The sequence below is a fragment of the Homoserinimonas sp. OAct 916 genome, assembly GCF_003260275.1.
Classification (GTDB): Bacteria; Actinomycetota; Actinomycetes; order Actinomycetales; family Microbacteriaceae; genus OACT-916.
Genome location: NZ_QJHB01000010.1, coordinates 39,544 through 54,855, shown reverse-complemented (window position 1 = coordinate 54,855; position 15,312 = coordinate 39,544). Strand labels below are relative to the sequence as shown.

General features: G+C 65.2%; 14 protein-coding genes. 3 read left to right on the top strand and 11 right to left on the bottom strand.

The genetic code is table 11. From position 1 onward, the window contains the following. Positions 1 to 160: 160 nt before the first annotated feature. From DL891_RS12635 to DL891_RS12585, 11 genes are all read right to left on the bottom strand, one after another. Positions 161 to 910, bottom strand: coding sequence for an SRPBCC family protein (locus DL891_RS12635; protein ID WP_111720798.1), 750 nt, complete (start codon positions 908 to 910; stop codon positions 161 to 163). Between the two features lie 92 nt (positions 911 to 1,002). Next, positions 1,003 to 1,851: a xanthine dehydrogenase family protein subunit M gene (locus tag DL891_RS12630; protein WP_111720797.1), complete on the bottom strand. Its 849-nt coding sequence runs from the start codon at positions 1,849 to 1,851 to the stop codon at positions 1,003 to 1,005. Beyond that, positions 1,851 to 4,274: a xanthine dehydrogenase family protein molybdopterin-binding subunit gene (locus DL891_RS12625; RefSeq protein WP_111720796.1), complete on the bottom strand. Its 2,424-nt coding sequence runs from the start codon at positions 4,272 to 4,274 to the stop codon at positions 1,851 to 1,853. The genes DL891_RS12630 and DL891_RS12625 overlap by 1 nt, the downstream gene beginning before the upstream one ends. Then, positions 4,271 to 4,786: a (2Fe-2S)-binding protein gene (locus DL891_RS12620; protein WP_111720795.1), complete on the bottom strand. Its 516-nt coding sequence runs from the start codon at positions 4,784 to 4,786 to the stop codon at positions 4,271 to 4,273. Before DL891_RS12620 ends, DL891_RS12625 begins: the two co-directional genes overlap by 4 nt. Before the next feature lie 108 nt (positions 4,787 to 4,894). Beyond that, positions 4,895 to 6,031: an XdhC family protein gene (locus tag DL891_RS12615; protein WP_111720794.1), complete on the bottom strand. Its 1,137-nt coding sequence runs from the start codon at positions 6,029 to 6,031 to the stop codon at positions 4,895 to 4,897. Further along, the gene (locus tag DL891_RS12610) at positions 6,024 to 7,145 is read right to left on the bottom strand and encodes a VWA domain-containing protein (RefSeq protein WP_111720793.1); all 1,122 of its coding nucleotides are present in this window, start codon (positions 7,143 to 7,145) and stop codon (positions 6,024 to 6,026) included. The genes DL891_RS12615 and DL891_RS12610 overlap by 8 nt, the downstream gene beginning before the upstream one ends. Then, positions 7,142 to 7,993, bottom strand: coding sequence for a MoxR family ATPase (locus DL891_RS12605; protein ID WP_111720917.1), 852 nt, complete (start codon positions 7,991 to 7,993; stop codon positions 7,142 to 7,144). The genes DL891_RS12610 and DL891_RS12605 overlap by 4 nt, the downstream gene beginning before the upstream one ends. Positions 7,994 to 8,016: 23 nt before the next feature. Further along, positions 8,017 to 8,601: an NTP transferase domain-containing protein gene (locus DL891_RS12600; RefSeq protein WP_111720916.1), complete on the bottom strand. Its 585-nt coding sequence runs from the start codon at positions 8,599 to 8,601 to the stop codon at positions 8,017 to 8,019. A gap of 16 nt (positions 8,602 to 8,617) precedes the next feature. Then, positions 8,618 to 9,091 carry a Fe-S cluster assembly sulfur transfer protein SufU gene (gene sufU / locus DL891_RS12595; protein WP_111720792.1) on the bottom strand — a complete coding sequence of 158 codons (474 nt, stop codon included), beginning with the start codon at positions 9,089 to 9,091 and terminating at the stop codon, positions 8,618 to 8,620. 107 nt (positions 9,092 to 9,198) lie between these two features. Then, the gene (locus DL891_RS12590) at positions 9,199 to 9,789 is read right to left on the bottom strand and encodes a molybdenum cofactor biosynthesis protein B (RefSeq protein ID WP_198668884.1); all 591 of its coding nucleotides are present in this window, start codon (positions 9,787 to 9,789) and stop codon (positions 9,199 to 9,201) included. Between the two features lie 56 nt (positions 9,790 to 9,845). Beyond that, entirely contained in the window at positions 9,846 to 10,106 is a 261-nt protein-coding gene (locus tag DL891_RS12585) for a hypothetical protein (RefSeq protein WP_111720790.1), read from the bottom strand. Positions 10,107 to 10,205: 99 nt separating this feature from the next. Between DL891_RS12585 and DL891_RS12580 the strand changes: the two genes are divergently transcribed. The 3 genes from DL891_RS12580 (at position 10,206) to DL891_RS12570 (ending at position 15,290) form a co-directional block, all read left to right on the top strand. Then, a complete protein-coding gene (locus tag DL891_RS12580) occupies positions 10,206 to 12,464 on the top strand; it encodes a polyribonucleotide nucleotidyltransferase (RefSeq protein WP_111720789.1) in 2,259 nt (752 codons plus the stop codon). Between the two features lie 323 nt (positions 12,465 to 12,787). Beyond that, a complete protein-coding gene (locus DL891_RS12575) occupies positions 12,788 to 13,825 on the top strand; it encodes an aldo/keto reductase (RefSeq protein ID WP_111720788.1) in 1,038 nt (345 codons plus the stop codon). A gap of 67 nt (positions 13,826 to 13,892) precedes the next feature. Beyond that, entirely contained in the window at positions 13,893 to 15,290 is a 1,398-nt protein-coding gene (locus tag DL891_RS12570; RefSeq protein ID WP_111720787.1) for a pitrilysin family protein, read from the top strand. Positions 15,291 to 15,312: the final 22 nt, after the last annotated feature.

The following is a 15,312-nucleotide window of genomic DNA, read 5'->3' as shown; positions in this document are numbered from 1 at the left end:
GCGGATCGTTTCACATGGCATGTTCAAGGAGCATGATCGCCGCGATGGCCGTGATGGCGCTGTAGGGATCAGGGTGCAAGGGATCAGGGTGCAAGGGATCAGGGTGCAACACAGCAGGGTGCAAGAGATCGGGTGCGGTCAACGGGTCGTGGCGGTCACGTCATTTCGATCTGCGGGCCAACCACACCCACACCGCGACGATCGCCGCCAGCGCGATGGCCGCCTGGAGTGCATAGCGGCGGAGGAAGACCGGCATGACCGTTGACAACAGGTCGAGTTCGGCCGGCTCCGCCACATCCGAGGGGCCGGAATGGACCTCGCGGGAAGCCTGTGTCGGGGCGGGCCGAGGAGCAGCGGACGGTGCATCCGGGTCGCTGCTCGAGCCCGCCGGAACTTTTATTGCTGGAGCTGCGCCCTCAGACCCTGCCCCGCCTTCTGTCTCGGCGGCCGGTGGTTCTTCCTCGGCGGCCGGGTTCAACTTCTTCGAGATGCAGTCGACGAACTGGCCGAGCAGCTTGTCACTGACATCCTGGATGACGCCGCGCCCGAACTGGGCCGGCTTGCCGGTCACCGACAGGTCGGTGATCACCTCGATCGAGGTGCCGGTGCCGTCGGCAGTCAGCTGGGCGGTCACCGTGGCGCCCGCCGTCCCGTTCCCACGCTTGTCCTTGCCCTTTGCCTCGACCACCATCCGTCCGGCGGCCTGGTCGCGTTCGATGAAGACTCCGGTTCCGCCGTAGAGCATCGAGATCGGCCCCAGTTTCACCTTCACCTCGCCGGCGAAGCCGTCTCCCTCGGCGGAGATCAGCCTGGCGCCGGGCAGGCAGGGGACCAGGCCGTCCAGGTCGTTGAAGGCTGCCCACGTCACATCCAGTGCCGCTGGGACGACGAAAGTGTGATTGAGTTTCATGGGGCTCCTTGAATTCGTGTGGTGACGGTGGCCATGGCCTGCTCCTGACCGGTAATGGCTAGCTGGAATGCGCCAGGTGGTTGACGACCGACCTAGGCGGCATTGAGAACCGCCCGCCTGGTCAGGACCGTGGCCAGGTGTCTGCGGTAGTCGGGATCGCCGTTCAGGTCGCTCGGCGGATTCGTTCCGTCGGCGACCGAGGCTGTTGCGCGGGCGATGGCGTCCTCCTCGATCGCGCACCCGATGAGCGCCTGTTCGACTGCCTGTACGCGTATCGGGACCGAACCCATGTTGGTGAGGGCGATCCGTGCCTCCGCGATCCGACCATTCTCGATCCTGAGCGTGGCGGCGACTCCGACGATCGACCACTGCTGTGCCACGCGGGTGAACTTCTGATAGTCGCTGACCCAGGCGGTCTTCTTGGGCATACGCACCTCTGTCAAGATCTCATTGTCGCCGACCGCGGTGGTGAACAGGTCGACGAAGAAGTCTGCCGCCGCCACCGTTCGCTCTCCGCCGGGGCCGACGATGTGGAACACGGCGTCCATGGCGAGGGCGGCAGCTGGCAGGTCACCGGCCGGATCTGCATGAACCAGAGCACCGCCGAACGTACCCCGATGGCGAATCTGCGGGTCGGCCACGGTCTGGGTCGCACGCGCGATGAGGTTCGCGTGCTCGGCCACCAACGGGTGCGTGGCCACATCGTGGTGCTGCGTCATCGCTCCGATCACCACGTGGTCGCCGTCTTCGCGGATACCACGCAACGCATCGATCCTGCCCAGGTCGATAACCGCGTGGGGGGCGGCGAGCCGAAGCTTCAACACCGGGATCAGGCTCTGCCCGCCGGCCAGGATCTTGCCGTCCTCGCCGGCGTCGGCCAGCAGTGTGAGTGCCTCATCCAACGTGGTCGGGGCGGAGTAGTCGAACGCCACGGGAATCATCAGTTGCCTCCTGCCGGGTCGAGATCGGGTTTCGTCGAACTCGGGTCGGGGGAGCGGTGACGTCCACCACCCTGGGCGGCGTCTCGCAACGCATTCCACACCCGACTCGGGGTGCACGGCATCAGAATGTCGTCGACACCCAGATGCCTGACGGCGTCGAGCACGCCATTGACGATCGCCGGTGTCGACGCGATGGTGCCCGCCTCGCCGACACCTTTGACCCCGAGGGTGTTGGTGAGTGCCGGCGTGACTGTGCGGTCGGTGGTGAACATCGGAAGATCGGCTGCACTTGGCACGAGATAGTCCACGAACGAACCGGTCACGAGAGTTCCGGACTCGTCGTAGACGGCTTCCTCGAACAGTGCCTGCGAGATGCCCTGGACGAGGCCGCCGTGTATCTGGCCGTCGACCAGGAGTGGGTTGATGACATTGCCGATGTCGTCGACGCAGACGTATTTTCGAAGAGTCACCGCGCCGGTCTCCGTGTCGACCTCCATCGCGCACAGGTGGGTGCCGTGCGGAAAATTGAAGTTGACCGGGTCGAAGGTGGCGTCTGAATCCAGGCTGGGCTCGAAGCCGTCGGGCATGTTGTGCGCCGAGAACACGGCGAACGCGATCTCGCCCAGGGTCATCGACTGGTCGGTTCCCTTGACGCCGAACGCACCCGCGGTGAATTCGATGTCGTCGCGGCTGGCCTCCAGCAGATGCGCCGCCACGGTCTTCGCCTTTTCGATCACCTTGTCTGCCGCCGCGACGACGGCCATGCCGCCGACGACCAGCGAACGCGAGCCATAGGTGTCGAGGCCCCTCTGCGCCACCTGCGTGTCACCATGCAACACTTCGACGTTGTCGAACGGAACACCCAGCCGGTCTGCGACGATCTGACTGAACGACGTCTCGTGACCCTGCCCGTGCGGGCTGATCCCGGTCACCACTTCAATTGCGCCGGTGGGCAGAACCCGCACCTGCGCGTGCTCCCAGCCACCGGCCGCGTAGTCGAGTGAGCCGAGCACCCGTGAGGGTGCCAACCCGCACATCTCCGTGTAGGTGGAGACGCCGATTCCGAGTTGCACCCGGTCACCGGATTGCCGCCGCAACTTCTGCTCGGCGCGCAGCTCGTCATAGCCGAACTCTTTCAGCGCCTTGTCCGTCGCCGCCTCGTAGTTGCCCGAGTCGTACTCGAGGCCTGCGACCGTTGTGAACGGGAACTCCTCGTGCTTGATCCAGTTCTTGCGCCGCAACTCGACAGGGTCCATGTCGAGTTCTGCCGCGAGGTCGTCCATGGCACGTTCGATGGCGAAGGTTGCTTCGGGTCGCCCGGCACCGCGATAGGCGCCGGTGGGGGCCTTGTTGGTGAACAGGTTGTTGCATTCGAACCGGTAGGCCGGAAACTTGTAGATCCCGTTGTACATGAACGCGCCCAGAATCGGGATGCCTGAGGTGATCACGCCGAGGTAGGCGCCCATGTCGGCGAGCAGGTTGACATCCAACCCGGTGACGATGCCCTCTTTCGTGGCGGAGAGTCTGATCCGCTGCACCTGGGCGCGGCCGTGGTGCGCGCCCATCAACGACTCGGTCCTGGTCTCGGTGTACTTACACGGCTTGCCCGTGCGGCGCGCCGCGAGAAGGGTGATGAACTCCTCCGCGGTCACCGCGAGCTTGCCCCCGAAGCCGCCGCCGACATCCGGTGCCACGACGCGCACCTTCGACTCCGGGATCGACAGGGCCAGCGAGATCATCAGCTTCAGGATGTGCGGAACCTGGGTCGCCGACCACATGGTGAGTTGCTCACCGGTGGGATCGACCACCGTCGACCGCGGCTCCATGAACGCGGGGATCAGGCGCTGCTGGTAGTAGGTGCGCTCGATCACGACCTCGCTTGAGGCGAGGGCTTGGGCGACATCGGTGCCCGTTCCGGCTGCCGCGGAGTCGAAGATCCAGGTGGCCGACAGGTTCGTCCCCAGGTCGGGATGGGACAGCACCGTGTCGGTCATCGCCTCTTCGAGGTCGAGTACCGGGGGCAGGTCGTCGTAGTCCACATCGATCAATTCGAGTGCGTCCCGAGCCGCCGCGGCCGTGCGGCCGATGACGCAGGCAACGATCTCGCCGGCGTAGGCGACGTGCTCGACGGCGATGGGGAGGTACGGGGGCGCCTTCTGGTCAGGAGTGACAGGCCAGGCCGACGGAATTCCGCCCTGTTCGTCGGCGACATCCTTGCCGGTGAGCACCATGATCACGCCGGGGGCCCTCTTCGCCTCGTCGACGTTGATCGCCGTGATGCGCGCGTGCGCGAACGGGCTTCTGACCAGGGCGATGTGCAACATGCCCGGCAATACCATGTTGTCGGTATAGCGCGTGCGTCCGGTGATCAGGCGTTGGTCTTCTTTGCGGAGGCGGGAGGCCCCGATCTCGGTGATGGTCATGATGGCTGACCCACCGGAATCGTCGCGCCGAGTTCCACCTTCGCGGCCTCCGTCTCAGCAGCACTGCGCACTGCCTTGACGATGTTCTGGTAACCCGTGCACCGGCAGAGGTTGCCTTCCAATCCATCCCGGATCATCTGTTCATCCGGATTCGGATTCTCGCGCAACAGGTCGATCGACGCCATGATCATGCCGGGCGTGCAGAACCCGCACTGCAGGGCGTGATTCTCGTGGAACGCGGTCTGCATGGGGTGAAGCCCGTCAGCGCCCGCGATGCCCTCGATCGTGGTCACCTCGTGTCCGTCGGCCTGTACCGCGAACATGGTGCACGATTTCACGCTCACCCCGTCGAGATGCACGGTGCAGGCACCGCAATTGCTGGTGTCGCAACCGATCAGAGTACCCGTTTTGCCGAGAGTCTCGCGCAGATACTGAACGAGTAACATCCTCGGCTCGACCTGATCTGTGTAAGACGTACCGTCAACTGTGACAGTAATAGTCGTCTGGACCATGAAAATCCTTCCGCTCACCCCATCGTGCTCTCCCTGTATAACATCGCCTGGGCGTTGGGACAATGGCTCGGGTCGACTTCAGGTGACCGGTGGGTGAGCGAGGAGTGCTCAGTCGTCCAGGCCCTGGTGCACCCGACGATCGGATTCGCTGAGCGGCTCATTAGTGCCGCCCCACCGCAGCGAGATGATCTCTGCGGCCACAGAGATCGCGGTCTCCTCCGGGGTGCGCCCGCCCAGATCCAAGCCGATCGGGCTGGTCAGGCGCGGGAGCTCCTGATCGCCCAGGCCGACCTCTTTGAGGCGGATGAGGCGATCGTCGTGTGTCTTCCTCGAACCCATCGCCCCGATATAGGCGGGGCGGCGCGGGCCGTCGAGGCGCAGGGCGAGATCGAGCACCGGCACGTCGAACTTCGGATCGTGGGTGAGCACGCACAGCACCGTTCGGGAGTCGATCCTGCCCTCATCGATCTCTTTTTTCAGGTAGTGGTGTGGCCACGAGACGACCACTTCGTCGGCGGTCGGGAATCGGGCGCGGGTGGCGAAGATCGGCCGCGCATCGCAGACCGTCACGTGGTACCCGAGGAACGTGCCCTGGCGGGCCACCGCTGCGGCGTAGTCGATGGCACCGAACACGATCATTCGCGGCTTGGGTTGAAACGACGCGACGAATACCCGCATGCCGGTGTCCATCCGCTGCCCCTCAGCACCGTAGGTCACAGTGGTCGTGGTGCCGGACTCGAGCAGTCCGCGCGCATCGTCGATCACCGAGTGGTCGGCGCGGTCCAGGCCGAGCGTGCCGCTCGCCGAGTCGGGACGCACGATGATCCGCCGGCCGAGCCACTCGGAGTCGGGGTGTTCGATCACCGTGGCGATCGCAACGGGCTCATCAGCCCTGATGTCGGCAATCACCAGGTCGAGGTCGGGGAACAGCGTCTTGGAGACGGGTTCGACGAACACGTCGATGATTCCGCCGCACGTGAGACCGACCGCGAACGCCTCGTCGTCGCTGAAGCCGTACCGCTCCAGCACGGGCGTCGAGGATCCGGCGACCTCCACACACAGTTCGTACAGTGCACCCTCGACGCAACCGCCAGAAACCGATCCGGCCACAGTGCCGTCGGGGGCAACCAGCATCGAAGCGCCGGGCGGCCGTGGCGCGGACCGAATCGTGTGTACTACGGTACCCATGCCGAAGACTTCGCCGGATTGCCAAGACTCCAGCAGTTCACCCAACACTTCACGCATCGGCAATCAACCCCAATAATTTTGCAAAATCTGCCAATGAATGGCCAGCTACCAGTTTATCCAGATGGGGCAGTGCCACTGCGATACCACCTTGGATGGGACTGTACCCAGTCTTGCCACTGTGCGGATTCGACCACAGAACAGTGTGTGCGAGCAGGCCCAGCCGTTGCATCTGTTCGCCGAGCAGTCTCGGGTCGCCACGTTCCCAACCGTCGCTGGCGATGACGATCACCGCGTTGCGCACGATTCTGCGCTGACCGTAGCGAGCCACGAACTCCTGCAACATGTCACCCAACCTGGTTCCTCCCGACCAATCCGGCACGGCTTCGCCGGCGGCGACCAGCGCCTGTTCGGGGTTGCGCAGACCCAGCGGAACGGTCACCCTCGTCAACTTCGTCCCGAGGGTGAAGACCTCGGTGCTGTGTGGTGCCCCCGCGAGCACCCTGTGGGCAAGCCGGAGGAGGGAATCGGCGTAGGGTTCCATCGAGCCGGACACGTCGATCAGAAAAGTGACCTGGCGGGCACGCGTGAGCGGGCGCCGGAATCGGATTGGCCCGGGCTCGCCGGCATGGCGGAGTTGTTCACGCACAGTTCTGGCCGCGTCGACGTCACCCGACCGGTGGGGTCGTCGGCGCACACCGGGACGTGTGGGGGTGGCCACGTGCAACCCGGCGAACAGCCGGGACAGGCGCACTCGCTCTGCCGCCGACAATTTCGCGATGTCGCGGTGGCGGAGTGTCTCCTCATCGCTCGCCTGTGCCGCGATGAGTATTTGGGCACCGGAAGAGGCGTCGTCTGCCTCGTCGAGGGAGGCCTGGGCTACCGACCGGGGCGCCTGGACCGGTACGGGAGAGGGGATCGGCCTGTCCGAGAACCAGTGGTCGAAGGTTCGGTCGAAGATGTCGATGTCGTCGGGCGTGGAGCACAGGGTCGCACGGCCCGCCCAATAGACGTGGTCGGGCGCATCCACTCCGAGCCTCACGACGGCATCGATGAACGCCTGCGTGCGGTCGGGACCCACGCGCAGACCGGCAGCCCTGAGCGCGTGGGCGAATCCGACGAACACCGGAATCGGATCGGGGCCGGCGGGTGCTTGCTCATTGCTCGCGGTCATGGGGTCAACAGGGTGTCCAACGCCGCGCGCACTCGCTCGGTGTCCTCCCGGTACTTGCAGACGGCACCGATTGTCGCGGCGGCCGATTCGTGGTCGAGTTCCCGGCTGCCGAGATGGTGCAGCGCCTTTGCCCAGTCGAGGGTCTCGGCGACCCCGGGCGGCTTGCGCATCTCACCATTCAGGCGCAACTGCTGAACGACTGAGGCGACCTGCTCGGCAAGTGCAACGCTGACCTCGGGCAGTCGGGAGCGCAGGATCTGGATCTCCCTGGCCAAGCCGGGATGCTCGATCCAGTGGTACAGGCAACGTCGCTTGAGGGCGTCGTGCAATTCGCGAGTGCGATTCGAAGTCAGGATCACGATGGGCGGGGTGGTCGCTGTGATCGTGCCCAGTTCCGGGATCGTCACCTGGTTCGCAGACAGCACTTCGAGCAGGAATGCCTCGAACTCGTCGTCTGCCCGGTCGATCTCGTCCACCAGCAACACTGCGGGAGCCTCGCGCAATGCCCGCAGAATCGGGCGTGCCAGAAGAAAGCGTTCATCAAACAGCGACTCCTCCAGCTCGTCTGTTCCGGGCGCGACTCCGGTTGCCTCGACGGTGCGCAGGTGGAGGATCTGGCGGGTGAAGTCCCAGTCGTAGAGGGCCTGGGTCGAATCGATCCCCTCGTAGCACTGCAGTCGGATGAGGGGAATCTGAAGAATTTCGGAAACGGCCTCCGCCAATGCCGTCTTGCCCGTGCCCGGTTCCCCCTCCAGCAGGAGGGGTCGTTGCATGGCGATGGCGAGATAGGTGATGGTGGCCAATCCGTCGTCGGGAAGGTAGCCAACCGCCGTCAGGCGGGTGCTCATATCCTCTGCCGAGGTGACGGGAATCACCGCTCTGCCTTTGCCGTCGCCGGGGTGCGCCGGTCGACGTCGGCACCCGTGGCCAGGTCGGAGCAGTCGACCTCGTCGACCTCGTGGCGTGCCAGATAGGCGCGGGCGCCGGAGTCCCCGGTGCACTCGTCGGCGATCGCAGCCCAGTGCTCCCGCCCGAGAAGCACGGGATGTCCCGCCGGCGGTCCATACCGTGCCCGGGCAAGCACATCCGGGGACGCGCGGGCGACCAGCCGGCGAATGACCTCGGGACCGACATCCGGCAGGTCGACCAGGTGCACCAGTGCCGAGTCGGCACGCCGATCAGCTACCGCACGCAGCCCGGCACGCAGCGAAGCGCCCATCCCTGATTCCCAGTCGCCAGCCGAGACGATGGTGACCGGTTCCTCGGTGAGCAGCTGACGCACCGCGGACTCATCGGCACCGACGACGACCACCGTTTCGACACATCCGCCTGCGGCGAGGGTTCTCGCGCCACTGACCACCCAGGCAAGGCCGTCCTCACCGATCACCAGTGCCTTGGGCCCACCCATGCGCCTCCCGGCACCGGCTGCCAGAAGGATTCCGATGGTGGTGGTCATGGTGTCAGTGTGGCACTCATGGGTGCCCCAGATCGGCATCGGGTGGTGGCAGTTGCCGTACCGCGTCTTCCAGCGCGACCCAGCCGAGCATTGCACACTTCACCCGAGCGACGTAGCGGGAGACGCCGGCAAGCGCGACGGCGTCGCCGAGCAGGTCGGGGTCACCCTCGATCTGTCCCTTTGATCGCATCATCTCGCGAAAGGCGGCCAGCCGCGGTTCCACCTGCGCCACGGGAAGCCCACCGAGTAGATCGTGCAACATCGACATGGAGGCCTGGGAGATCACGCAGCCCTGGCCGTCCCAGCTCACCGAGTCGATCGTGTCACCGGTGGCGTTCACGTGCAGGTTGAGGGTGAGTTCGTCACCGCAGGTGGGGTTCAGTTGGTGGGAGGACGTCGCCGCATCTTCGCGGAGACCGGCACCATGGCGTTGCTTGGAGTGATCCATGATCACTTCTTGGTAAAGACTGTCCAGTCCGGCCCCGCTCACGCCGCACCTCCAAAGCCCAGGTTTAAGAAGCAATTCACTTCAGCATACGCTGGGCGGTCGGAGGGAAACCGGCGTGTCCTTGCCGGTGGCGTCGGTCGCCGAGGGGTCTAGAACTCAGTGTTCGCGGTCGGTGCAGTCACGGCCGATCCAGTCGTGGCCGGTCGGAACCCTCCGGCTCGGTGCCTGGTCGGCCCGTACGTGTGTCCCCGCAGTTGCTCGAGTGCGTGTTCGAGAACCTCATTCAAGAGTTCGAGCCCGTCTCGCACGCCGCCCGGTGACCCGGGCAGGTTGAACACGAGGCTGCGCCCGGCGACCCCGGCCAGCCCGCGGGTGAGCCATGCGGTCGGTGTGTGAACCGCACCCCGGCGGCGCAATTCCTCCATGAATCCGGGAAGCTCTCGGTCGAGAAGCGGCGCGGTCGACTCCGGTGTTGTGTCGAACGGTGAGACCCCGGTTCCACCGCTCGTGATGACCAGGGCGGGATCTTCGCTGATCGCCTCGATCAGCGCCCGCGTGACATTGGGCCCGTCGGGCACGACCCGCGGTCCGCTGACCGACCAGTTCCTCGTTTCGAGCCATTGGACTATCACCGGGCCGCACCGGTCGGGGTAGACCCCGGCCGCAGCGCGGTTTGACGCGATGATGATGATGGCGCTCTTCCGCCGCATTTCTGAGCGAGTCGCCGGGTGGTCAGTCATTGATTCGTTGGGTCACCAAGGTCTGCGTCACGTCCCTGCCTTCCTTCCGTTGGATTCTAGGGTGTGCCGATCCTGCGCTCACGCCACCGGCGACTTGCGGCGTTTCCCTCGCCAGGAACAGGCCGTTCTGCTAGCATTGCCAAGGCTGCAAGGATTGCGGCCACTCGGAGCAGGCTGGCAGGAAGCTGGTCCTCGGTGGTGAACTCCTGAAACACGCGCTCAAGAATTGCGTGAGTCAGTGGTTTTTTACTGAAGGCCAGGCGTGCGCCAGAACCCGCGGCGAATGCCGCGAATCCCCGCACGACAGTGTCAATCACGCCGCCACGGCTGTGATTGTTTCGCTCTGCCCGCTCCTGCTCCGTACCAGACGGCGTGACCACATACGGTGGTGCGCAAAAAAGTTAAGGAGGGATCCCTTGGAGGGTCCAGAAATCACGTTCGCCGAAACCATTATCGATAATGGCAAGTTCGGCCAGCGCACCATCCGCTTCGAGACCGGGCGTCTCGCCCAGCAGGCGCAGGGCTCGGCCGCTGCGTACATCGACGAGGAAACCATGCTCTTGTCGGCCACCTCGGTCGGCAAGCACCCGAAGGAGAACTTCGACTTCTTCCCGCTGACCATCGATGTGGAAGAGCGCATGTATGCGGCCGGCCGCATCCCGGGCAGCTTCTTCCGTCGCGAGGGCCGCCCGTCGACCGACGCGATCCTCACCTGCCGCCTGATCGACCGGCCGCTGCGCCCGTCGTTCGTCGACGGCCTGCGCAACGAGGTCCAGGTGGTCATCACCGTGCTCGCCATCGAGCCCGACGAGTACTACGACGTGCTGGCGATCAACGCCGCATCCTTGTCGACCCAGCTCTCCGGACTGCCGTTCTCCGGCCCGGTCGGTGGCGTTCGCGTCGCCCTGATCGGCGACCAGTGGGTTGCGTTCCCCAAGCACAGCCAGATGGAAGACGCCGTCTTCAACATGGTGGTCGCGGGTCGCGTGGTCACCAAGTCGAACGGTGAGAGCGACGTCGCCATCATGATGGTCGAGGCCGAGGCCACCGACAACGCCTGGAACCTGATCCAGGGCGGCGCTGTCAAGCCCACCGAAGAGGTAGTCGCACAGGGCCTCGAGGCGGCCAAGCCGTTCATCAAGCAACTGGTCGAGGCGCAGGCGAAGGTGGCCGCAACGGCCGCCAAGCCCACCGCCGACTACCCGGTCTTCCCGCCGTACGCCTCCGAGGTCTACGACGCCGTTGCCGGACTCGCCTACGACGAACTGGTGAACGTCTACCAGATCGCGGGCAAGGTCGAGCGGCAGGACGCCGACGACGCGCTCAAGGCCAAGGTTCAGGAGCAGATCAAGGCAAAGGTTGACGCCGGCGAGCTCGAGGCATCCGCCATGGGCCAGGTCTCGGCTGCCTACAAGGCGGTCACCAAGATCGTCGTTCGCGGTCGCATCCTCAACGAGGGTGTGCGCATGGACGGGCGAGGCCTCGCCGACATCCGGGCATTGGATGCCGAGGTTCAGGTCATCCCGCGCGTTCACGGTTCAGCCGTGTTCCAGCGCGGTGAGACCCAGATCCTGGGTGTGACGACGCTGAACATGCTGAAGCTGGAGCAATCGATCGACTCGTTGAGCCCGGTGACCAAGAAGCGGTACATGCACAACTACAACTTCCCGCCCTACTCGACCGGTGAGACTGGCCGAGTCGGCAGCCCGAAGCGCCGCGAAATCGGCCACGGCGCGCTCGCAGAGCGGGCCCTCATGCCGGTTCTGCCGACGCGTGAGGAGTTCCCGTACGCGATCCGCCAGGTCTCCGAGGCGCTGTCGTCGAACGGCTCCACCTCGATGGGGTCGGTCTGCGCCTCCACCCTCGCCCTGCTCAACGCCGGTGTGCCGCTGCGCGCCCCGGTCGCCGGCATCGCGATGGGCCTGGTCTCCGACACCGTGAACGGTGAGACCCGCTACGCGGCCCTCACCGACATCCTCGGTGCCGAAGACGCACTCGGCGACATGGACTTCAAGGTTGCCGGCACCAGCGAATTCATCACCGCCATCCAGCTCGACACCAAGCTCGACGGCCTGCCCACGTCGGTGCTCGACGGCGCGCTCAGCCAGGCGAAGGAGGCTCGCACCACGATCCTCGCCGTGATGAACGCCGCGATCGATGCCCCCGACGAAATGGCGCCGACCGCGCCGCGCGTTATCAGCGTTCAGATCGCCGTCGACAAGATCGGTGAGCTGATCGGCCCGAAGGGCAAGACGATCAACCAGATCCAGGACGACACGGGCGCCGACATCTCCATCGAGGACGACGGCACTGTGTACATCGGTGCGGTCGACGGCCCCTCCGCCGAAGCGGCACGGGCCGCGGTCAACGCGATCGCCAACCCGTCGAACCCTGAGGTGGGCGAGCGGTTCCTGGGCACGGTCGTGAAGATCGCCACCTTCGGTGCGTTCGTCTCCCTGATGCCCGGCCGCGATGGCCTGTTGCACATCTCCGAGGTGCGCAAGCTTGCCGGTGGCAAGCGGGTCGACAACGTCGAAGACGTGCTCAGCGTCGGGCTGAAGATCCAGGTGGAGATCACCAAGGTCGACGACCGGGGCAAGCTGTCGCTGGCACCGGTCATGCTCGAGGAAGAAACCGCGGCACTGGCCGAGGTCGAAGCCCCCGCCGAGGCCTGAACAACCTGAACTACTGAACAACCTGAACTACCTGAACTACTGAACAACCTGAACTACTGAACAACCTGAGTCCGAGTGACTCGACCGAACGGCTCGCAGGCGTGGATATTCCACTCCCGCGGGCCGTTTGGCGTTCGCAGGCGCCGGCCGGGCATGACCGCACTGAAGCCGGCACTGATTATGTTTCGGTAACGATTGCGCGTGTTGACTCCCGGCCTTGCTGCCGGTGCCTTATCCTCGGCCACACAGGGAGCAAGAACTTTCGACCGTTGTTTGAGCGTTTGGCGGTCGAGGACGGCTCGATGTTGAGCTGAAGGGACGACGTGTCATCGACTGCAGCTGAGTACGCGCGGCCCGTTTCTGCGCGTGACCACGTCAACGCCGCCCAAACCGGACTCAAGCCCCACGGCGCCTCCCCGGTTCCGCTCGCGTCTCGGGCATCCGCTGGGTTGTACCGGCAATTGGGTGAGACCGACCTCCGGGTGTATCCGTTGGCGCTGGGCGCCAGCGTGTTCGGCTGGACCGCCGACCACCACGCGAGTCGAGGGATTCTGGACCGCTATTTCGAGTGCGGAGGCAACTTCATCGACACGGCTGACAGCTATGCCGGCGGTCGCAGCGAAGTGATCATCGGCAGTTGGCTCAAAGACCGCGCCAATCGTGATGACCTGGTGCTGGCGACCAAGATCGGAAGGCACCCGGACAACCCGGGGCTCACCCCCGGCAATATCATCAGGGCGGTTGAAGACAGCCTCACCCGTTTGCGCACCGACCACATCGACGTGCTCTTCTTTCACGAGGACGACCAGAGCTCCCCACTGGAAGACAGCCTCGCCGCGGCCGACACGCTCGTCGAATCCGGCAAGGTGCGTTATCTTGCGGCCTCCAACTACACAGTGGACCGGCTCATCCAGGCGCGCATCCTCTCGGCGTATGGGTTGAGCAAGTTCGCCGCGGTGCAGACCGAATACAGTCTGGTGCAACGCGAATTCGAGGGGGAGATGGCGGTCATCGCCGATGGGCAGCGGCTCGCGATCGTGCCATATTTCGCGCTCGCGCACGGCTTTCTGAGCGGAAAGTACCTGTCCCGGCACCAGAAGCCCGCCACGGAGCGGCAATCCCGAGCGGTGAAACACGTCACCCGTAAGGGCTTACGAATTCTGGCCGTGCTCAACCAGGTTGCGGGAGAACTCGAGGTGAGCGCCGCGACCGCAGCACTGGCGTGGTTGCTGGCCAAACCGAACATCACCGCCCCGGTCACCAGCGCCTCGCGGCCCGACCAGATCGATGACCTGATGGCGGCCGCAACCGTGCAACTCACTCGGGGCCAGGTGCGCGAGTTGGATCGCGTCTCCGGTTAAGTGCTGCGCCTCCATCTCCGTCTTGCAGGGAGCGGCCGAGCACCGGCTGTGCCGTAAGCTGGGTTGAATGACCGGCTCCGTTGACCTTCCCCTTGACCTGGCCGAACTGTCCTTCACCGCAGCGGGCGAGTCCCTCATCAGGCGAACCGTCTTACCGTCGGGTGTACGCATTCTCAGCGAGTTCATGCCCGGCAGTCGTAGTGCGACGCTCGGCTACTGGGTGGCCGTCGGTTCCCGTGACGAATCGGCGGCGGCGCCCTCCTCGAATGGCACCGCGGGGCAGTCGTCAAACTTCGGCTCCACTCATTTTCTGGAACACCTGTTGTTCAAGGGCACCGGAACGCGAAGCGCATTCGACATCGCCAGCGCCTTCGACCGGGTGGGCGGTGAGCACAACGCCATGACGGCAAAGGAATACACGTGCTACTACGCGAAGGTGCGCGATGGCGACCTCGCGATGGCCGTCGAGGTGATTGCCGACATGCTCTGCTCCTCCGTTCTCGACCGGGACGAGTTCGAGATCGAACGTGGCGTCATCCTCGAGGAACTGGCCATGGCCGATGATGACCCGGCCGATGTCGCCAGCGAACGATTCTTCCAGACCGTTCTCGGCGAGCACCCGTTGGGGCGGCCGATCGGCGGCAATGCGGACACGATCCGGGCGGTGCAGCGTGACGCGGTCTGGGAGCACTACCGGGCGAACTACCGCCCGCAGGACCTGGTGATCACGGCCGCCGGAGCCGTCGACCACGACGAGTTGGTCGCGGGAGTCGAAGCCTCCCTGCGCCGGGCGGGGTGGGACCTCGGGCTTCAGGCACGGCCGGTCGAACGCCGCGCGACGACCGCAGCGTCGATCGCCGGCGGTGGGCGCCTCAGCGTCGTGCACCGGCCCATCGAACAGTCCAACATTCTGATCGGTGTGCCCGGGCTCCTGGCCACCGATGACCGCAGGGTCACCCTGAGCGTGCTCAACTCGATCTTCGGCGGCGGAATGTCCAGTCGGCTCTTCCAGGAGATCCGGGAGAAGCGTGGACTGGCCTATTCGGTGTACTCGTTCGGAGCCGGCTACTCCGACGCCGGGGTGTTCGGGATCTACGCCGGTTGTTCGCCGGCGAAGGCCGCACAGGTGACCGAGTTGATGCTCGCGGAACTGCACAAACTGGCTCGGTTCGGAGTGACTGACGACGAGATGGAGCGCGCGACCGGGCAACTTTCCGGTGCGTCCGCCCTCGCCCTGGAGAACTCCGACACGCGCATGTCACGCCTGGGGCGCAGCGAGATCACGATGGGCGAGTTCAGCGACTTGGACGAGAGTCTGCGCCTGCTGGCCCAGGTGACGGCCGACGACGTGCAGCAGTTGGCCGCTGACCTGGCCGGCCGCACCGTGTCGGTGGCCGCAGTCGGAACGGTCGACGAAGACTCTTTCGCTCCCATCCTGGACATCGCGAGCCACGCCCCGCAATAGCCGGTGCGGTTGGTTTTTTCCC